This is a genomic window from Pseudomonas sp. FA117 (genome assembly GCF_057370475.1).
In genome coordinates, this window is sequence record NZ_CM170675.1 from 700,162 (window position 1) to 719,301 (window position 19,140).

Here is a 19,140-nt window from a genome sequence, read left to right on the forward strand (position 1 = left end):
ACGTCCGCACCTGATGCTCAGACCATGACGAAGCGGTCTCGGTTCGCCGTTATACTCGCTCGCCAGCCTGAGGACCACCATGAATTCTTTACCGATCGATGCCGTCTTGCCCGCCCTTCGCCAGGCCCTGGCCGAACGCCACGAAGCCGTGCTCGAGGCGCCGCCCGGTGCCGGCAAGACCACCCGCGTACCCCTGGCGCTGCTCGACGAGCCATGGCTGGCCGGGCAGCGCATCATCATGCTCGAACCTCGCCGACTGGCTGCTCGGGCGGCTGCTGAGCGTTTGGCGAGTGAACTGGGTCAGAAGGTTGGTGAGACTGTCGGCTATCGGATTCGCCTTGATAGCAAGGTAGGCCCGCGAACCCGGATCGAGGTGGTCACCGAAGGTATCCTGGCTCGGCGGCTCCAGGATGACCCTGCACTGGATGGTGTGGGCGTGGTCATCTTCGACGAGTACCACCTTCGCAATCTCGACTCTGACCTTGCACTGGCTCTGTGCCTGAGTGCCCGCGAACTGCTACGTGATGAGCCCCCGCTGAAGTTGCTCCTGATGTCCGCAACGCTGGAAGGTGCCCGCCTTTCAAAGATGCTGAATGATGCGCCTGTGGTCACCAGTGAAGGGCGGATGTATCCGGTTTCGACGGTTTGGGGTAGCCCCTGCCAGTCGGGCGAGCGAATCGATGCGCGAGTCACAGGCACCTGCTTGGCCGCCATCAATGAACAGTCGGGAAGCGTTCTGGTTTTTCTTCCTGGGCAGGCAGAGATTCGGCGGGTGGCGGAAGACCTCAAGGAGCAGCTGAGCAACCGTCCAGACGTGATCGTGTGCCCGCTGTACGGTGACCTCGATCTGAACGCCCAGCGTGCTGCGATAGACCCGGCACCCAAGGGCTCCCGGAAGATCGTTCTGGCCACGAACATCGCCGAGACCAGCTTGACCATCGAAGGCGTCAGAGTCGTGGTGGACAGTGGTCTAGAGCGAGTGCCAAGGTTCGATCCTCGCAGTGGCATGACCCGACTCGACACGCAGCGTATATCGAAGGCCAGTGCGACGCAGCGTGCAGGGCGGGCAGGGCGCTTGGAGCCAGGTGTCTGCTATCGCCTGTGGTCGGAGTCGCAGCACGAGCAAATGGCCGGCTACAGTACACCAGAGATCCTGCAGGCGGATCTCGCAGCTCTGGCTCTCCAGCTGGCCCGGTGGGGAATGAAGCCGACAGAGATGACCTGGCTCGACCAGCCTCCATCAGCTCCTTTCGGCCAAGCCAGAGACCTGCTGAAGCGCCTGGGCGCACTCGATGATGCTGGACAGCTCACACCGCACGGATCAGCCATGAGCGAGCTTCCAGCGCATCCACGGATCGCTCACATGCTCATCAAAGGCAGTGCGATGGGGCTGGATGATCTGGCGTGCAACATCGCGGCGCTGCTCGGTGAGAAGGACATCCTCCGTGGAGCCGGTGCTGACCTCCACACCAGGCTGAGTGCCTTGTCAGGCGAGCAGCATTCACGTCGTAGTGGTGGTTCCCTTCAGCGGGTGAAGCAGTCTGCGCGGCAGTACCGATCCCTGCTGCGCGGAAGGGCCTCCAGCCCTGTCAGCGAGCCCGATCACCCACGTTGGGTAGGGTGCCTCCTGGCGTTCGCCTACCCTGATCGAATTGGCCTGCAGAGGCGTGCAAGTGCATCCGAATACCGTCTGTCCAACGGTCGTGCTGCGGTGTTCCCGGAGCCCGATGCCCTCACCAAGCATGAGTGGCTGGTGGTGGCCGACCTGGGTAGCCGGCAAGGGCAGCGTGAAGAGCGGATCTACCTGGCGAGTGACCTCGATCCGGCCTTGTTCGATGACGAGCTGGCTGACCTTGTGGGGTCTGTCGATGAGGTCGAGTGGGACGAAAGGGAAGGTGTTCTGAAGGCTGAGCGGCAGTTGAAGGTTGGGCAGCTGATCTTGTCGACGAAAGCCCTGCCGAGTCTTGATGAGCAAACCCGCTCGCTGGCCCTGGTCAACCTGGTGAGACGCAAGGGCATCGAGCTCCTGCCGTGGAGCCCCGAGCTACGGCAGTGGCAGGCGCGGGTCGATCTACTGCGTCAGCTGGACATCCAGAATGGTCAGGCAGAGAGCAAATGGCCTGATCTCAGTGATGCCAATCTTCTCGACACACTCGAAGAGTGGCTCACTCCGTACCTGGGCAAAGTCACGAGGCTCAGCCACTTCAGCCAGCTGGATCTGCCGTCGATAGTCAGAAATCTCCTGCCGTGGCCGCTTCCACAGGAGCTGGACACCCAGGCGCCTCAGGCGATCCAGGTGCCGTCCGGATCGAATATCCGTATCGACTACTCGCAGCATCCGCCAATCCTCGCTGTGCGGCTGCAGGAGCTGTTTGGCCTGGCAGAAACTCCACGGATCGCCCAGGGCAAGCAGCCGTTGATTCTGCACCTGCTGTCGCCGGCCCGCAGGCCCGTGCAGGTCACTCAGGATCTCGCCAACTTCTGGCGCAGCACCTATGTCGAGGTGAAGAAGGATCTCAAGGGTAGATACCCCAAGCACTATTGGCCCGAAGACCCACTGGTGGCCGAGGCGACGGCCAGAGCTAAGCCAAGGAAGACCTGAGTGATGAGGCTGTAGCCCCCAGTAAGCGAACTGCCTGGGGGCTATAGTGCATCACCCAATGCCCATCCTTCGGGGAAGTGCCAACTCTTCCGGCGCCTCACCCTCCTTGAATCCCAGCAGGTGGAGCACCTTTCCTGCGGGCTGCACTTCCTGCTGCGGATCTGAGGTGCCTGAGCGCTCTGCAACCTGCTGGTGGCTTCACGCCACAAGCGTGCTACGGTGAAAGCTTAGCAAAAAATGGCTGGTTAGCTGTTCAGCTAATGATAAGATGAGGGCTAAGTTTTAGCTGATAAGGCTTTATTTGCTGTTCAGCTAATGATTCGCTGGAGGCTAAGGTTATGAACCATTACCCACATCATTCGGGGTTCGAATTCGAACGGCAGATGCTGGCCGCGCTGGTGGAGGCGCTTGCTGAGGCATTCGGTCCGGAAGCTTCGGTGAGAGAGGCTTCACAAGACTTCGCCATGGCTGGGGTGGATGGTGAACTCGACGGCATAGTGGTGATCGAGGCTTGGAGTAAAACCCTACTGGTATTCGTAGAGGTCAAAAGGGAAGTCTACCCAAGAGACTTAAGGAATGCTGTGTACCAGCTCCACAGGAGCATGCAGGATGCTCATCCTGGATACGAGGTTATTGGACTGCTTGCGGCAGGCGTGTTGAGCCCCGGAGCCAAGCAGGAGCTTAGGGAGCTGAATATTGCTTCATTCGAGCTTGGAGGCAGCCTTTACCTGAAGCATGGCGGCTGGCTCATAAATATCGAAAAACCTTCCCAGCGCTCCAAAAAGAACACACAAGGCATTGATCTGTTTACTGAAGCTCGTGAAAGCGTAATTCATGCGCTTTTGAAGAACAGTAATGGATGGCTGACGGGTACAGAACTGGCCGAACAAGCTCAGACCTCCGCGTACACCTGTTCTCTTGTGTTGCAGGAGCTGACATTGCGGGAATGGGTAAAGTCTACCGGTGGCGGGCCAAGCAAGCGGAGAATGCTAGCTCGCCCTGATAAGCTTTTGGACGCTTGGTCTGAGCAGTGGCAGGGACGCAAAGAAAAGAAGTCAAAGTGGTACAAGTTTGTCGAAAACCCCAAGCACTTGCTGGCTAACCTGGCAGAGAGGATAGAACACCAGGGGGTGGATTTCCCGTGGGCGTTCACAGGTGTGACTGCGGCTAATATTTATGCTCCGTTGCTGACAAGCACCGATGGCGTAGACATCATAGTGCCCAAGGGCTACACGGAGAGGATGGCTGGCATGCTAGATATCAAGCCAGTCAACAAAGGTGCAAACGTTACGCTTATCGAGCGCGAACCTGCTGGCTTGCTTTACCGAATGATGCATCCGGACCACCCTGCCTATTTTGCAAGTCCTTACATTCTTTACTTGGATTTGCTGGACGGCCGTGGCCGCAACAAAGAACTGGCTGATCATGTTAGGGAACGTTTGGAGTTGTCATGGCAACAGGACTGAAGCCTCGCACAGCGGCTGGATACGACCAGGATGTTACCTCTGCGTGTGAAAGGACGCTGCTCACACTGCTAAGCGCTTTTGGGAATCTAAAGGAAACTCTCAGGCTTGTGGGTGGACTCGTTCCTCGGTATCTCACGCCAGCGGCTCCGCCTGAGATTCCACAGCATGCTGGGACTTCAGACGTGGACATCGTGTTAAACCTGGAGGTGCTGGCAGCGGATAACGAATATGCCAGCCTTGCGGAACAACTGAAAGCTCGTGGTTTTACCCGCTGGGTCGAAGACGGAAGGCCATCATCTTGGCGCTGGCGTCGTAAGGTCGATGAGCATATGGAAGTGGTTGTGGAGCTTCTCCGAGATGCTGGTGATGAGGAACCTGGCAGGACTATCAGCGTCGACGGAGAGAAGGTATCGGCACTCACAATCAAGCACGCCAAGATCGTCCACGACTGGTACGGGGAGAAGGAAATTTGTGCCCAACTCCTGGATGGCGATGGAGTGTCAGTAGATGTTGTGCGATTTGCAGATGTGCCGGCGTTTGTAATCTTGAAGGCGCTAGCTCTCGATCAGCGCCAAGAGCGGAAGGATGCTGCCGACCTGATTCACGTGATCAGGTACTCAGGTTCGGTAGAGGAAGTCGCAGCGCTATTCGTTGAGCGTATTCGTTCAAGCCTGCACCCCGAGGCGATACAGGACGGACTGGCGGCGCTAGCAAGGCGCTTTGGAGATGACCAGCACAGTGAGGGCTTCGAGAAAGTTGGAGCAGTCGCCTACGCGCGTTTCTACGGCGCTGAGGGCGAGGAAGAGGATGAGCTTGTGGGGCGGCAGCGTTTTGCAGCCGGATTAATTCAACACTTGCTGGCCGAAATTGAGACGCAACGGGAAAGAGCCTCGTAAGCTGTTCCAAATGGCACTAGGGGCTACGGCAGCTTAGCGTTCCTCTGACAATCAACCACTGTCACGCCTCGCTTGTGCCAACACCTGATTTTCCGGGGGGGAGGGGGTGTCAATCATCAGAGCAGACAGATGGTTCCAAGCATTACTGGCCGGATGACCCGCTGGTAGCCGAAGCCACCGCGCGGGCCAAGCCGCGCAGATAACAGCTCACTGCGCGACGCGTTCGACCAGGAAGGTCAGGGAACTGCCCATCTGGACATTCATGTACCTGAACCGCGCCGAAGCTTGCGGGGCTTCGCTGCTGGCCTTGACCTGGTGGCCAAGATGATCTCGCCAGCGGCACAGCAGGCTGTCCTGACCCCACTGCAGGGGCTCGAGCTTGAAATAGTCCACCACCGAGGCATAGCGGTAGAACCCCAGGTAGCCATTGCGGCTGACGCCGAGCTTCTTGTCCTGATGCTCGGCATTGCCCGTGATCATGAAGTTCAGGCGGTTGGGCGTGGTGGGCATCAGTCTGGAGCGCTGGAGCCAAGGGCGGGAGAGAGAAGGCTTTCCTGGCCTTGCACCGCTCCAGCGCAGCGAGTCTCACCGAGGGCGGGCCGAGGTGTCCGGCCCGCCCATCGCTCAGTGGGTGCTGGCGACCTTGTCGACAGCCTTGATGATCACCTTGGCCACTTCGCCAGGCTGCGACTGCTGGGGTACGTGGCTGGTGCCCAGTTCGGTGGTCTGCGCGCCGAGTTTCTTGGCGAAGGCGCGCTGCAGGCCTGGATCTATCATGCGGTCCTGACCGGCCACTACGTACCATGAGGGCTTGGTGCTCCAGGCTGCGGCGCTGGTGCGATCCTCGAAGGCCGAGGCGCGGATCGGACCTTGGGTGGCGGTCATGATGTCGGTCTGGGCCTTGGGCAGGTCCTGGGCGAAGTCGGTGGCCATGCCTTGAGGCGTCAGGTACAGGTAGCCATTGCTGTCGGCTGCGATCTGGCTGGTGCCGGGCGGGGTCGGGTAGCCCTGACCCAGGTCCTTGCTGGCCTGGCCGGCATCGGGGGCGAATGCCGCCACATAGACCAGCCCGCGAACGTGGGCGTCGGTACCCGCCTGGCTGATCACCGTACCGCCCCAGGAGTGGCCGACCAGGACCACATCCCCTTGCTGGTTGTTCAGCACACGACGGGTGGCGGCGACGTCCTCGGCCAGCGAGGTCAGTGGGTTCTGCACCACGGTGACCTTGATGCCCTGGGCCTGCAGCAGCGGCACGACCTTGGCCCAGTCCGAGCCGTCGGCGAAGGCGCCGTGGACGATGACCACCGACGGTTTGGTGGTGTCGGCGAAGCTGCTGCCGACGGTGAAGATCGAGGCAGTCATTGCTATTGCGGTGGCAAGCGTTTTGAATCGGAACATGGCGCGGTCTCCTGTGAGTGATGGCTGTATTCTCGGCAGGAGACGCCTGCACCGGTATCGGTCGAATGACCGAGCCGCCGATCGACCGACTAGTGGACCTCCCATGCCTGAATCCGCCCTGACCGCTGCCGACCGCATTCCATTGCAGGAAGCCATGCTGGCGTTGTCGATGGTCGGTGACCTGAGCATGGGTCAGCCTATCGATCAGTCGCGGCGCACGGCCCGACTGGCCCGCTGGCTCGCGCAAAGCTGCATGGGCACAGGCCTGCACCTGCATGTGGCCGACGAGGTCGCGCTGCTGCGCTGGTCGGGCTGCACCGCCAACGCCGAAGATTTCACCCGGTTGCTCGGGGACGATGTGCGCGGGCGTCAGGCCATGCTCGACCAGACCCTCGACGCTGCGGGTCAGCGCGCCATGCGCAGGACCAGGCCGATGGCGCAGGTGCATTGCGAGGTGGCAGGCGAGGTCGCCGTGGCCCTGGGCCTGGACGGGCCGGTGGAGCAGGGCCTGCGGCATGTGTTCGAGCATTTCGATGGCACGGGCCGCCCCTTCGGCTTGCGCCATCCGCAGATTCCCGAGGTGGTCTACCAGGTGGTGCTGGCCGGGGATCTGGAGATCCTGTCCCGCGCCCATGGCCTGGAGGCGGCGCTGGCCTGGATCGACGGGCAGGCCGACCGGCGTTATCCACGCAGCCTCGTCGGTGAGTTGCGACGCCATGCCGAGGATTGGCTGCACGCCTTGCAGGAGGCGCAGGCACAGACCTCTGCGGCAGATGCGAGCCGTGATGTGCCTTTGACCCTGGTGGCCGATGTGGTTGATCTCAAGCTGTCCTGGCTTGGTGGCTATTCGCGTCGGGTGGCGGGCTTGGTGCATGACGCGGCCGCCTTGATGGGCCTGGATGCCGCGCAGCAATGCCTGCTAAGGCAGGCGGCCCTGGTGCACGGCATGGGGCGTGCGGCGGTACCGAACCGGGTGTGGAACCAGCCCGGGGTGCTGCTCGAAGGGGATCGTGAACAGATTCGCCTGGCCCCCTACTGGACCCAGCGTACCTGCGCGCAGATCCCGGGGTTGGTGCAGGCCGGGCAGCTCGCGGCGCACGGCTACGAACGGCTCGACGGCAGCGGCTACTACCGCGGTCTGGAAGCGGACAGCCTGCGTCCGCCGCAGCGTTTGCTGGCCGTTGCCCTGGCCTGGGAGGCCTTGCTCGGCGAGCGCCCATGGCGCGCAGCGTTCGATAGGCCGCAGGCCGAGCATCTGCTCAGGGAGCAGGCACAACAGGGTCGCTTCGATGCCCAGTGTTGCGAGGCGGTGATTGCGGCCGCGCGGGGTGATGGCCGGGTTGCTGCGGCCAGGGTCGGCAATGGGGTGTTGAGCGAGCGCGAAACCCAGGTGCTTTACCAGATCAGCCTCGGTAACAGCAACAAGGAAACGGCGAAGGTGCTGGGGATCAGCCCGAGTACGGTAAGGACCCACGTGGAGAGCACCTTCCGCAAGCTCGGATGCAGCACCCGCGCCGCCGCAACCCTCAAGGCGCTGACCCTCGGGTTGCTGTGAACGCTGCGGTCAGGTTGTGGGCACCACGAGGAACTCGGCGTCATTCCCTTCATAGGTGTTCAGGAAGTGGTAGGTGAAGTTGTCGAAGTGAGGGTTGTCCAGCCAAGTCTTCACGCCATGCCCTTCATGATCACGCAAGCGACAGACCCAGCCATTGGATGCCCGCCGCAACGGTTCCAGTTTCCAGTAGTCGGTCACTTCGCTGACCCGATAGAGTCCGAGATAGCCGTTGACGCTTCGTCCAAGCATATTCAATCCGCTCGACCTGCTGATCATGTAATGCAGGCGGTCTTCGGTCTTGGAGTGAAACTCGAAGTCCAGGGTCAGCGAGGGTTGGTCACCTCCCGCCTGGAGCCAGTTGTCCTCCGGGACTACACCCCAGGTGAATTTATCCTTCGCGTTGCTTCGCCTGATCGGGACGAGCTGGCTCCCTTTCATCCAGTAGATCGTGGCGGTGAAGTCACGCTGTAGCTCAGGTGTGGAATCCGTTGTCATACCCATTGCATGCATCTCCTGATGGCGGCCCGTGATTGTCGGGCGTCGTTCAGGAGTGTCGATACAATACGGCGGGCAGGGCAGCGCGAACGCTTTCCAGAGCCGCGCCGTCATCACGTGCCGCGTTCAGTTTCCCGCTGAGGTGCTGCCTTCGCTCTCCAGCAGCATGAACAAGCGGTACAGCACCACGCTGCTGAACAGCTGCAGGAAGCCGCTCAAGCTGTCCAGCGCCAGTTGCGCGCCCGGTTGCGGGTCGGGGAAGGCCATCAGCAACAGGCCGTCGAGCAGCCACAACGGTGCGAGCACCGACAGCACGCAGATCAGGATGCGCATGAAGTGCCCGGTGGTCATGCGTGCGCTTTCGCGCATCGACTGCATCACCGGCAGGCCGCGCAGCACCAGCAGGTACTCGGCGAACACCAGGTTGATCATGATCCACACGCCCGGGAAGATGAACAGCGCCAGGCCCGCCATGATCAGCAGCGAACTGATCAGGATCAGCAGCGCCAATGACGGCCACAGTTGCACGGCACGGGCGAACAGGTTGCGCTTGCTGGTCGGCTGGCCGTTGCTGCGGGTGTCCAGGTAGAGGATCAACGCGGCGCTGTACAGCGGGTAGAACAGCAGGCTGACCAGCATGCCGTAGGCGGGCGATGCGTCGTCACCCAGTTGGCGGTACAGCAATTGGCTGAACAGGGCTTCGAGCACCACCAGCGGCAGGCACAGCTGCAGGATGCTGGTGAAATGGCGGCGGAAGAAGTAGAGGGAGTCGCGCAGGATCGTCAGCGGGTTCATCGGTCTATATCGCAGGAAAAAGCAGTGCGTCACTTTAGCCCAGGAGCGACGCATGCTGAAAAAAGTTTCATCGCAGGCTTGATTGAATCCTCCCGGTACACGCCCCATCTTTGATCCTGTCCGATGTTTCGCATGGCCCACGAGGTAGCCCATGAACACTGAAGAGCAAACCCTGATCGACGGCCTGTTCGGCCGCCTCAAGCAGGCCGAGGATCCGCAGCAGCCGCGCGATGCCCAGGCCCAGGCGCGCATCGAGGAGCACCTGCGCCAGCAGCCTGCGGCGCCGTACTACATGACCCAGGCGATCCTGGTCCAGGAAGCGGCGCTCAAGCAACTGGACGAGCGCAACCGGCAGCTCGAAGCCGAACTCAAGCAGGCTCGTGCCCAGGCCCGGGAAGAGCCGCCCCGCGCCAGTGGCGGCTTCCTCTCGAGCATCTTCGGCAGCAGTGCACGCAGCCCCGAGCCGCAGCGTCCGGTCGCGCCAGCGCCTTCGTCCGGCGGCTGGCGCGAGCCCGCGCCGCAAACCTACGCGCAACCGCCGCAGCCACAGCCGCAGGCACAAGGTTTCGCGGCTGCCCCGCCACGCAGCGGCGCCAGCAGCTTCCTCGGCGGCGCCATGCAGACCGCTGCCGGCGTGGCCGGTGGCGTGCTGCTCGCCCAGGGGATCAGCAGCCTGTTCAGCCATCATTCGCAGCCCGAAGAGGTGGTGGAGGTGATCCGCGAAGAACCGGCCCCGACCAGCGACAACGGCGGCTGGAACGACCAGGACAGCCAGCGCCAGGTAGCCGACAACGGTGGTTGGGGCAATGACCAGGGCGGTGGCTTTGCCGACAGCGACTACGACAGTGGCGGTGGCGGGTTCTTCTCGGACGACGACGACACCTTCGTCTGACGGCTCTGGCATACTGCCCGGATCACAGGGGCGCACCGCGCCCCTTTCGCCGTCATTGCGGGGCCGCCAGGTGAAAAAGATCGCGCTGTTCGCCGATGTACAGAACCTCTACTACACGGTACGCCAGGCCCACGGCTGCCACTTCAACTACAGCGCCCTGTGGTCGCAGGTCAGCGCTGACGGCGAGATCGTCGAGGCGGTGGCCTATGCCATCGACCGCGGTGACAGCAAGCAGCAGCAATTCCAGCAGATCCTGCGCAACCTCGGCTTCGAGGTGCGTCTCAAACCCTACATCCAGCGCAGCGACGGCTCGGCCAAGGGTGACTGGGACGTGGGCATCACCCTGGATGTCTACGAAGCTGCGGGGCGGGTCGACCAGGTCGTGCTGGCTTCCGGCGATGGCGATTTCGACCAGTTGCTCGAGCGGGTGATGCTGCGCCATGGTGTCGAGACGGTGGTCTATGGGGCGCCCGGGCTTACGGCGCTGTCGCTGATCCGTGCCGCCACACGCTACGTGCCGATCGAAGGCAGCCTGCTGCTGCGGCACTGAGCGACGCCGTTCATCCCTTGCGGCCATTGCCCTGCAGGTGGTCCAGCGGCACCCGCCGCTCCACTGCGCTGGACAGGATGATCGAGGTCTTGCTGAACCCCAGTTGCGAAACCTGGTTGATCAATGCCTCGAGCTCGTGCATCGAACCCACTGCCGCCTGCATGATCACGCAGGGGTCGCCTGTGACCCGGTGGCATTCGGTGAGCTGGGGGATGCGTGCCAGGGCGTCGTAGGCCTGTTGGTTGCCGTGGCTGGCCAGGCGCAGTTCGATGATGCACTGGATGGGCAGACCGATCTTTTCCAGATCGACCTTGGCGGCGTAGCCGGTGATCACGCCGCTGGCCTCGAGTTTGGCAACTCGCTCGGCCACCGCCGGCGCCGACAGATTGACCTGGCGGGCGAGCTGGGCATAGGTGGCGCGGCCGTCTTCCAGCAAAGCGGCGAGCAGCATGCGGTCGTACTTGTCCATGGGCTTCTCGGTGCGGGCTGTGCAATCAACGGCAAAGCAGTCGAATTACCGTTCATTGCAAAGTGTATGGGTCTATTAAACGTGTTTTGTAACTTATGTTTACGCAGGTGCCTTTCTAAACTAAGTCACCCGTAAACGGATTTCGAGTGTTTTCCCATGCCTGCCTCTCGTCGTTTTCCCTGGCTGCTCATCGGCGCCTTCCTGGCCCTCTACCTGGTGTGGGGCTCCACCTACCTGGCGATACGCATCGGCGTCGAATCCTGGCCACCGATGCTGATGGCCGGTGTGCGTTTCGTGATTGCCGGCAGCCTGCTGTATGGTTTTTTGCGCTGGCGCGGCGTTCCGGCGCCGACCTGGCCGCAGTGGCGTGCCGCCGGGGCGATCGGGTTTCTGTTGCTCAGCTGCGGTAACGGTGGCGTGACCCTGGCCGAGCATGCTGGCGTGGCCTCGGGCGTAGCGGCGCTGGCGGTGGCCACCGTGCCGTTGTTCACCCTGATGTTCGGGCTGCTGTTCGGGCACCGCAACTCGCGCCTGGAGTGGGCGGGCATCTTCCTCGGGCTGGCCGGTATCGGCCTGCTCAACCTCGGTTCGAACCTGCAGGCCAGCCCCATGGGGGCGGCGCTGATCCTGTTCGCCGCAGCTGCCTGGGCATTCGGCTCGGTATGGAGCCGCAACCTGCCGCTGCCCCAGGGCGCGATGGCCAGTGCGGCCGAGATGCTGGTGGGCGGCGCAGTGCTGCTGCTGGGCAGTGCCCTGAGTGGCGAGCGGTTGACGCAGATGCCTACCGCTGCGGGCTGGGGGGCCTTGGCCTACCTGATCTTCTTTGGCTCGATCGTGGCGTTCAGTTCGTACATGTACCTGCTCAAGCATGTGCGACCGGCAGCGGCGACCAGCTACGCGTACGTGAATCCGGTGGTGGCGGTGTTGCTGGGGATTGCCTTTGCCGGCGAGCAGATCGGCGCAGAAGAGTGCCTGGCCATGGGGGTGATTGTCGGCGCGGTGGTGTTGATCGGCCTGCCGCAATGGCGCCGGGCGCCGCGTCAGGCAACCTGATCCGAACAGACAGTGAAGGGGAACGGGCGGCGTCAAAGCCAGCGCAACGCCCGGGGCTTGCGGTAAACTGCCGCCTTCGCTGAACCCCTGACGGTATCACCATGAATTTCGCCAAACTTGGCCTGATCGAACCCCTGCTGCGCACCCTGCAGCCGCTGGGCTATTCCACCCCGACCCCGGTCCAGGCCCAGGCTATCCCTGCGGTGCTGGCCGGGCGCGACCTGATGGCCGCCGCCCAGACCGGCACCGGCAAGACCGCCGGCTTTGCCCTGCCAGTGCTGCAGCGCCTGGCGCTCGAAGGCGAGAAGGTGGCCAGCAACTCGATTCGCGCGCTGGTGCTGGTGCCCACCCGTGAGCTCGCCGAGCAGGTGCACGCCAACATCCGCCAATACGCCGAGAACCTGCCGTTGAGCACCTATGCGGTATATGGCGGCGTCAGCCTCAACCCACAGATGATGCGCCTGCGCCGTGGCGTCGACCTGCTGGTGGCCACACCCGGCCGCCTGCTCGACCTGTTCCGCCAGAACGCCGTCAAGTTCGGCCAGGTCCAGACCCTGGTGCTCGACGAAGCCGACCGCATGCTCGACCTGGGCTTTGCCGAAGAGCTGCAGGCCGTGTACGCCGCCTTGCCACGCAAGCGCCAGACCCTGCTGTTCTCGGCCACTTTCTCCGACGAGATCCGCATGCTTGCCGGGCTGGCGCTGAACGATCCGCTGAGCATCGAGGTCAGCCCGCGCAATGCCGCAGCCACCACGGTCAAGCAATGGCTGGTGCCGGTGGACAAGAAGCGCAAGGCCGACCTGTTCTGCCACTTGATGCGCAAGCAGCGCTGGAAGCAGGTGCTGGTGTTCGCCAAGACCCGCAACGGTGTCGACCAATTGGTCGAGCGGCTGCTGGCCGAAGGCGTCAACGCCGATGGTATTCACGGCGATCGGCCGCAGGCCACCCGCCAGCGCGCGCTGGACACCTTCAAGGCGCGTGAAATCCAGGTGTTGGTCGCCACCGACGTCGCTGCTCGCGGCATCGATATCGACGACCTGCCGCTGGTGGTCAACCTCGACCTGCCGATCGTGGCCGAAGACTATGTGCACCGCATCGGGCGTACTGGCCGGGCGGGCAACAAGGGCGAGGCGATCTCGCTGGTGTGCGCCGACGAGGTGCAGCTGTTGTCGGCCATCGAGGTGCTGATCCGCCAGACCCTGCCACGTCACGAGGAGCCGGACTTCATTCCCGATCACCGGGTACCGATGACCGACGCCAGCGGTCAGGTGCTGAAGAAACCGAAAAAGCCCAAGAAGCCCAAGGAGAACAGCGCCAAGCGCGGGCTGGGCAAATGGATGGACAGCACCGAGGATTCAGCGCCGACGGTCAAGCCGGTGCGCAAGGTACCGAGTTTCAATGGCGGGCCACGCAAGCGCAAACCCTAGTGCAACTGCCCTGTTCAAAATCTGAAGGTCAGCCCAATCCCTCTGTAGGAGCGGCGAACCGCCACTCCTACAGAGGGATTGGGTTGGCCTCCAGATTTTGAGCAAGAGAGTGGCTCCTACAGGGAGGCGGCCTTGCGCTCGGACAACCACGCCAGCGCCGCCTGCCCGGCCCGCAAGCCGCTGGCAAAGCACGCCGTCAGCAGGTAGCCCCCGGTCGGTGCCTCCCAGTCCAGCATCTCGCCCGCGCAGAAGACGCCGGGCAATTGCTTGAGCATCAAGCCCTCATCCATCGCCTCGAAACGCACGCCACCGGCACTGCTGATCGCTTCGTCCAGCGGCCGCGTGCGCACCAGCTCGATCGGCAACGCCTTGATCGCCTGGGCCAGGCGCATGGGATCGGCGAAAGTCGCCTGGTCGGTCAGTTCGCGCAGCAACGCCGCTTTCACCCCGTCGATCCCCAACTGCCCGTGCAGGTGCTTGGCCATCGAGCGCGAGCCACGAGGCTTGGCCAAGGCCTGCGCGATTTTATCCACAGGACGGTCCGGCAGCAGGTCAAGCAGCAGGGTCGCACGTCCATCGCGCTCGATAGCGGCACGCACGGCTGCGGACCAGGCGTACACCAGGCTGCCTTCCACCCCCTGGGCGGTGAGGATGAACTCACCCTTGCGTGGAGCACTGCCGGGTACGCTCAGGGCGATGTTCTTCAAAGGCGCGCCGGCGAATTTGCTCTTGAGCAGATCGCTCCAGCCCTGTACCTCGAAACCGCAGTTGCTCGGTCTCAGCGGTGAGATATCCACAGCACGCTCGGCCAGCACTGGCGCCCAACTGCCGTCGGAGCCCAGGCGCGCCCAGCTGCCACCGCCCAGGGCCAGGACCACGGCGTCGGCGTGCACCAGGCGTTCGCCCTGTGGATAAGCGATCCGCAATGCTCCTTCGCTGTTCCAGCCCATCCAGCGATGACGGGTGTGGATAATCACGCCAGCGTCGCGCAGCCGTCTGAGCCAGGCGCGCAGCAGTGGCGCGGCCTTCATGTCGTTGGGGAAGACCCGGCCCGAGGTGCCGACGAAGGTGTCGATGCCCAGCCCATGGATCCACTGGCGCAGGGCGTCGGCGTCGAATTCGCGCAGCAGCGCGTCGATTGCCTCGCGGCGTTCGCCATAACGGCCGATGAAGGCGGGGTAGGGCTCGGAATGGGTGATGTTCATGCCGCCGACGCCTGCCAGCAGGAACTTGCGGCCCACCGACGGCATTGCGTCGAACACCTCGACCGTGATGCCTGCCTGGGCCATGGCCTCGGCAGCCATCAAGCCGGCAGGACCGCCACCGATCACGGCGACGAAAGGACGGGAGGGGTTGTGGATATCGGTCATGGCGGCGGTGGGCTGTGGAAAAGAGCCGCCATTCTAACCCACAGGCGGTCTGGCAGATACTGCACAAAAAATGAACAGTGCCTTGCAGATCAGGCAGTTAAAGGCCTGCAGCGGCTTTCCCGCAGGTTATCCACAGGCGGTTCCACAGTCATTGTGTGTAACCCAGTACCCGTGCCGCACTGTGATGAAGGATGCCATGGCGCCGGGCGAGCGCGGCCCGGTCCTTGCTGTAGCCGCCGCCGATCACCCCTGCCACCGGGATATCGCGTCCCAGGCAGTGGCGCAGCACGGCTTCGTCGCGCGCGGCCACGCCTTCGTCGGTCAGTTGCAGGTAGCCGAGGGCATCGTCCTTGTGCACATCAACGCCGGCGTCGTACAGCACCAGGTCCGGCTGGTAGAGCGGTAGCAGGTAGTTCAGGGCGTCGTCCACCACCTTGAGGTAGGCGGCATCGTCCATGCCGCGCGGCAGGGGTATGTCCCAGTCGCTCTGGGCCTTGCGTGCGGGGAAGTTCTGTTCGCAGTGCAGCGATACCGTGATGGCCTGCGGGGTGTCGTGGAGGATGCGCGCGGTGCCGTCGCCCTGGTGCACGTCGCAGTCGAAGATCAGCACCTGATGCACGCGCCCGGCGGCGAGCAGGTAGTGGCTGATCACGGCCAGGTCGTTGAAGATGCAGAATCCGGCCGGGTGATCGTAATGGGCGTGGTGGGTGCCGCCGGCCAGGTGGCAGGCGATGCCGTTGCGCAGCGCCATCTCGGCGGTCAGCAGCGAGCCGCCGACAGCGCGCACGGTGCGCCGCGCCAGTGCCTCGCTCCAGGGCAGGCCCAGGCGGCGCTGGTCTTCGCGTGACAGCTCGCCGTTCATGTAGCGCTCGATGTAGGCGCGGTCGTGGGCCAGGGCGAGGATGTCGTTGGGGCAGAGTTCGGGGCGCAGCAAGGCCTGGTCGGTGGTCAGCCCGCTGTCGATCAGGTGATCGTGCAGCAGGCGGAACTTGTCCATGGGGAAGCGGTGTTCCGGCGGGAACTCGGGGCTGTAGTCGTCGTGGTAGATCAGCGGCAGGGGCATGGGCAGGATCGCGGCTGGAGGCAGCGTTGATCTTGCCAGCGGGTTGGAATGTCACGCAACTCGAACACCCATCAGCGTTGTGCCGACGCCAGCACCCGTCTCCAGTCCGGCTCGTTCATGCGCCCGAGGATCCGCGCCTTGCCATTGCCGTCGACCGACACGAACAGCGCGCTGGCGTAGCCGCTTTCGCGCTCGCCCGGTGTGACCTTGAGCCGGCGCTGGAAGTGATCGACGCAGCCATTGTGCGTCACCAGCACCAGATTGTGCCCGGCGCGTTTGTGCGCCAGGGCCTGGTCGGCGAAGGCGCTTTCGCAGCCCTCGAGCCAGTCCTCGCTGGTCACCGTGTCACCGACGATGAAGTGCGCCGTCTGGCGGGTGCGCAGCTTCGGGCTGCTGAGCAGGTCGGCGCCGTTCAGCCCCAGGCGCTGCAGGCCTTCGCCGACGCGAACGGCGGCCTGGCTGCCGGACACGGTGATCCCGGTCGGATCGTCCAGGCATGGGCCGGGCGCGCTGTCGCAGCGCTCGGCATGGCGGATCATCACGATCACGCTGCCTGCGGCCCATTGCTGCAGCAGGCCGCTGGCGTTCAACTGATGTTCATTGCCAAGGTTCACGATGTGTGTCCTCGTTGACGACCACAGCATCACTCCGGCCGCGACCAGCAACAGCCCGAGGCCGGCGGCCCGCGTCCTGCTCGACAGTGGGCGTCGCTTGCGGCGCGTGGGGATGGCCAGGTTTTCCAGGGTGTCGCTCGACAGCATGCTCGGGCTCCGGCAGGAAGGGGCGCCGCGAACACGGCGGCAGGTGCAGGCATTGTCTGAATTGACCTGTCGGCGCCGGGTGAAGCCGTTGTGAAAAATGCATTGGTCGTTCAGCGCAGGTGCAAAACCCGTCCGGCGCCTAACCTGTAGACTGCAGGAACGACATTGTGGAGCCCACCGATGACCCCGATCCTCGAACTCGAAAGCGCCCGTCTGAAGCTGCGCCAATGGCACGACGACGACCTGCCGGCGTTCGCCGAGATGTGCGCCGACCCGCAGGTGATGCGCCACTTCCCCGCACCCTTGACGCGCCTGGAAGCCGCCGCGCTGATCGGCCGCATCCGTGGCCATTTCAGCGAATACGGCTACGGCCTCTGGGCCCTGGAGCGTATGGACAGCGGTGCCTTCATCGGCCTTACCGGCCTGCTCAATGTCAACTTCGAAGCCCCATTCGCCCCGGCCGTGGAAATCAGCTGGCGCCTGGCCCGGCGCCACTGGGGCCAGGGCTTTGCCAGCGAGGCGGCCTGGACCTGCCTGCGCTGTGCGTTCGCGCAGTTGCGCCTGGAGGAGGTGGTGTCGTTCACCACTCGCGACAATGTCCCTTCTCAGAAAGTGATGCAGGCCATCGGCATGGTTGAGGACGAGGCAGGCAGCTTCGAGCATCCACGCCTGCCGCAGGGGCATCCGTTGCGGCCGCATGTGCTGTACCGCATCGACCGCAGGCAGTGGGAGCAGACCCTGCGCCCCTGAATGGGCGCCCATGCACGGAGACAATGACAAATTCTGTATGATTTGCCCCAATGCCCGAATTGCGTGATGCCTGTTAGGAGAAGCCGCCGATGAGCCATGTGTTGGACGACCTGGTCGACCTGTTGAGCCTCGAATCCATCGAAGAGAACCTGTTCCGTGGCCGCAGCCAGGACCTGGGCTTCCGCCAGCTGTACGGCGGCCAGGTGCTGGGCCAGTCGCTGTCGGCGGCCAGCCAGACGGTCGAGGATGCGCGCCATGTCCATTCCCTGCACGGCTACTTCCTGCGCCCGGGCGATGCCAGCATGCCGGTGGTCTACTCGGTCGACCGCGTGCGTGATGGCGGCAGTTTCAGCACGCGGCGGGTCACGGCTATCCAGAAGGGCAACCCGATCTTCACCTGCAGCGCCTCGTTCCAGTACGACGAAGACGGCTTCGAGCACCAGGTGCAGATGCCCGACGTGGTCGGCCCCGAGAACCTGCCCAGCGAAGTCGAGCTGGCCCAGGCCATGGCCGACAAGTTGCCCGAGCGTATCCGCGACAAGGTGCTGTGCGCCAAGCCCATCGAGATCCGCCCGGTCACCGAGCGCGACCCGTTCGACCCCAAGCCTGGCGATCCGGTCAAGTACGCCTGGTTCCGCGCCGACGGCAACCTTCCGGACATCCCGGCGCTGCACAAGTACCTGCTGGCCTATGCCTCGGACTTCGGCCTGCTGACCACCTCGCTGCTGCCCCATGGCAAGTCGGTGTGGCAAAAGGATATGCAGATCGCCAGCCTCGACCACGCGCTGTGGTTCCACCGCGACCTGCGTGCCGACGAATGGCTGCTGTATGCCACCGACAGCCCCTGGGCCGGCAACGCTCGTGGCTTCACTCGCGGCAGTATCTTCAATCGCGCCGGGCAGCTGGTGGCTTCGTCCACCCAGGAAGGCCTGATCCGCCATCGCAAGGACTGGGCATGAACCTGCGCGACATACGCAACTGGGTATTCGACATGGATGGCACCCTGACCGTGGCGGTGCACGATTTTGCCGCGATCCGCGAGGCGCTGGACATTCCTCCCGAGGACGACATCCTCACCCACCTCGCCGCACTGCCTGCTGACGAAGCGGCGGCCAAGCACGCCTGGCTGCTGGAGCACGAGCGCGACCTGGCGATTGCTTCGACAGCGGCCACCGGCGCCGTCGAACTGGTTCGCGAACTGGCAGCGCGCGGTTGCCGGCTGGGGATCCTGACCCGCAATGCCCGCGAGCTGGCGCATGTCACCCTCGAGGCCATCGGCCTGGCCGACTGTTTCCCGGTCGAGCACATCCTGGGCCGCGATGAGGCGGCGCCCAAGCCCGACCCGGACGGCCTGCTGCGCATCGCCAGGGCCTGGGGCGTGGCACCGTCGGAGCTGGTGATGGTCGGTGACTATCGCTTCGACCTCGATTGCGGGCGCGCGGCGGGAGCGAGGACGGTGCTGGTGAACCTGCCGGACAACCCCTGGCCGCAGCTGGTGGACTGGCATGCGGCGGATTGCCGGGCGCTCAGGACGATGCTCGACTGACAGGTGGTGGTGATTGCTTCAATGTAATGAACCGTCACCCATGACGTTTCAC

The 19,140-nt window shown here is 63.6% G+C and carries 19 protein-coding genes and 1 pseudogene; 12 read left to right on the plus strand and 8 right to left on the minus strand.

The genetic code is table 11. The features are described 5' to 3' along the window. Window positions 1-79: 79 nt before the first annotated feature. The 4 genes and pseudogenes from hrpB to AC1TXO_RS03365 form a co-directional block, all read left to right on the plus strand. Window positions 80-2,602 (plus strand): ATP-dependent helicase HrpB, encoded by a 2,523-nt coding sequence (gene hrpB, locus AC1TXO_RS03350; RefSeq protein ID WP_486405033.1) that lies wholly within the window; start codon window positions 80-82, stop codon window positions 2,600-2,602. Window positions 2,603-2,940: 338 nt separating this feature from the next. Further along, complete coding sequence (locus AC1TXO_RS03355; RefSeq protein WP_486405034.1) at window positions 2,941-4,068, plus strand: type IV toxin-antitoxin system AbiEi family antitoxin; 1,128 nt, start codon at window positions 2,941-2,943, stop codon at window positions 4,066-4,068. A 182-nt stretch (window positions 4,069-4,250) separates the two neighbouring features. Next, window positions 4,251-4,964: a hypothetical protein gene (locus tag AC1TXO_RS03360; RefSeq protein WP_486405035.1), complete on the plus strand. Its 714-nt coding sequence runs from the start codon at window positions 4,251-4,253 to the stop codon at window positions 4,962-4,964. Window positions 4,965-5,101: 137 nt separating this feature from the next. After that, a pseudogene (locus AC1TXO_RS03365) lies at window positions 5,102-5,167 on the plus strand (hypothetical protein); the annotation flags it as partial. A gap of 4 nt (window positions 5,168-5,171) precedes the next feature. Here AC1TXO_RS03365 and AC1TXO_RS03370 read toward each other — a convergent pair. Next, window positions 5,172-5,474: a hypothetical protein gene (locus AC1TXO_RS03370; RefSeq protein WP_486405036.1), complete on the minus strand. Its 303-nt coding sequence runs from the start codon at window positions 5,472-5,474 to the stop codon at window positions 5,172-5,174. Between the two features lie 114 nt (window positions 5,475-5,588). Continuing rightward, entirely contained in the window at window positions 5,589-6,362 is a 774-nt protein-coding gene (locus AC1TXO_RS03375) for an alpha/beta fold hydrolase (protein WP_486405037.1), read from the minus strand. Window positions 6,363-6,465: 103 nt separating this feature from the next. Here AC1TXO_RS03375 and AC1TXO_RS03380 point away from each other — a divergent pair, with 103 nt between their 5' ends. Continuing rightward, the gene (locus AC1TXO_RS03380; protein ID WP_486405038.1) at window positions 6,466-7,917 is read left to right on the plus strand and encodes an HD domain-containing phosphohydrolase; all 1,452 of its coding nucleotides are present in this window, start codon (window positions 6,466-6,468) and stop codon (window positions 7,915-7,917) included. 9 nt (window positions 7,918-7,926) lie between these two features. Here AC1TXO_RS03380 and AC1TXO_RS03385 read toward each other — a convergent pair whose 3' ends face one another. Beyond that, complete coding sequence (locus tag AC1TXO_RS03385; RefSeq protein WP_486405039.1) at window positions 7,927-8,418, minus strand: hypothetical protein; 492 nt, start codon at window positions 8,416-8,418, stop codon at window positions 7,927-7,929. Window positions 8,419-8,538: 120 nt separating this feature from the next. Next, window positions 8,539-9,207 (minus strand): YciC family protein, encoded by a 669-nt coding sequence (locus AC1TXO_RS03390; RefSeq protein WP_486405040.1) that lies wholly within the window; start codon window positions 9,205-9,207, stop codon window positions 8,539-8,541. A 151-nt stretch (window positions 9,208-9,358) separates the two neighbouring features. Between AC1TXO_RS03390 and AC1TXO_RS03395 the strand changes: the two genes are divergently transcribed. Next, the gene (locus tag AC1TXO_RS03395; RefSeq protein WP_486405041.1) at window positions 9,359-10,099 is read left to right on the plus strand and encodes a DUF2076 domain-containing protein; all 741 of its coding nucleotides are present in this window, start codon (window positions 9,359-9,361) and stop codon (window positions 10,097-10,099) included. 70 nt (window positions 10,100-10,169) lie between these two features. Next, window positions 10,170-10,649, plus strand: a complete 480-nt coding sequence (locus AC1TXO_RS03400; RefSeq protein ID WP_486405042.1) for an NYN domain-containing protein — start codon at window positions 10,170-10,172, stop codon at window positions 10,647-10,649. A gap of 10 nt (window positions 10,650-10,659) precedes the next feature. Here AC1TXO_RS03400 and AC1TXO_RS03405 read toward each other — a convergent pair whose 3' ends face one another. Further along, entirely contained in the window at window positions 10,660-11,118 is a 459-nt protein-coding gene (locus tag AC1TXO_RS03405) for an Lrp/AsnC family transcriptional regulator (protein WP_054892846.1), read from the minus strand. A gap of 156 nt (window positions 11,119-11,274) precedes the next feature. Here AC1TXO_RS03405 and yedA point away from each other — a divergent pair, with 156 nt between their 5' ends. Then, the gene (yedA, locus tag AC1TXO_RS03410) at window positions 11,275-12,171 is read left to right on the plus strand and encodes a drug/metabolite exporter YedA (protein ID WP_486405043.1); all 897 of its coding nucleotides are present in this window, start codon (window positions 11,275-11,277) and stop codon (window positions 12,169-12,171) included. Between the two features lie 101 nt (window positions 12,172-12,272). Continuing rightward, complete coding sequence (gene rhlE1 / locus AC1TXO_RS03415; protein WP_486405044.1) at window positions 12,273-13,598, plus strand: RNA helicase RhlE1; 1,326 nt, start codon at window positions 12,273-12,275, stop codon at window positions 13,596-13,598. Between the two features lie 116 nt (window positions 13,599-13,714). On the opposite strand, the gene AC1TXO_RS03420 is transcribed toward rhlE1, so the two are convergent. The 3 genes from AC1TXO_RS03420 to pmrG form a co-directional block, all read right to left on the minus strand. Further along, a complete protein-coding gene (locus AC1TXO_RS03420; RefSeq protein ID WP_486405045.1) occupies window positions 13,715-14,968 on the minus strand; it encodes a TIGR03862 family flavoprotein in 1,254 nt (417 codons plus the stop codon). A gap of 148 nt (window positions 14,969-15,116) precedes the next feature. Next, the gene (locus tag AC1TXO_RS03425) at window positions 15,117-16,031 is read right to left on the minus strand and encodes a histone deacetylase family protein (RefSeq protein ID WP_486405046.1); all 915 of its coding nucleotides are present in this window, start codon (window positions 16,029-16,031) and stop codon (window positions 15,117-15,119) included. A 71-nt stretch (window positions 16,032-16,102) separates the two neighbouring features. Further along, window positions 16,103-16,792 (minus strand): lipopolysaccharide core heptose(II)-phosphate phosphatase PmrG, encoded by a 690-nt coding sequence (gene pmrG / locus AC1TXO_RS03430; RefSeq protein ID WP_486405047.1) that lies wholly within the window; start codon window positions 16,790-16,792, stop codon window positions 16,103-16,105. A gap of 180 nt (window positions 16,793-16,972) precedes the next feature. Between pmrG and AC1TXO_RS03435 the strand changes: the two genes are divergently transcribed. The 3 genes from AC1TXO_RS03435 to AC1TXO_RS03445 all read left to right on the plus strand — a co-directional run bounded on the left by AC1TXO_RS03435 (window position 16,973) and on the right by AC1TXO_RS03445 (window position 19,088). Then, the gene (locus tag AC1TXO_RS03435; RefSeq protein ID WP_486405048.1) at window positions 16,973-17,542 is read left to right on the plus strand and encodes a GNAT family N-acetyltransferase; all 570 of its coding nucleotides are present in this window, start codon (window positions 16,973-16,975) and stop codon (window positions 17,540-17,542) included. Between the two features lie 89 nt (window positions 17,543-17,631). Then, window positions 17,632-18,501: an acyl-CoA thioesterase II gene (tesB, locus tag AC1TXO_RS03440; protein ID WP_486405049.1), complete on the plus strand. Its 870-nt coding sequence runs from the start codon at window positions 17,632-17,634 to the stop codon at window positions 18,499-18,501. Next, entirely contained in the window at window positions 18,498-19,088 is a 591-nt protein-coding gene (locus tag AC1TXO_RS03445) for an HAD family hydrolase (RefSeq protein WP_486405050.1), read from the plus strand. The genes tesB and AC1TXO_RS03445 overlap by 4 nt, the downstream gene beginning before the upstream one ends. Window positions 19,089-19,140: the final 52 nt, after the last annotated feature.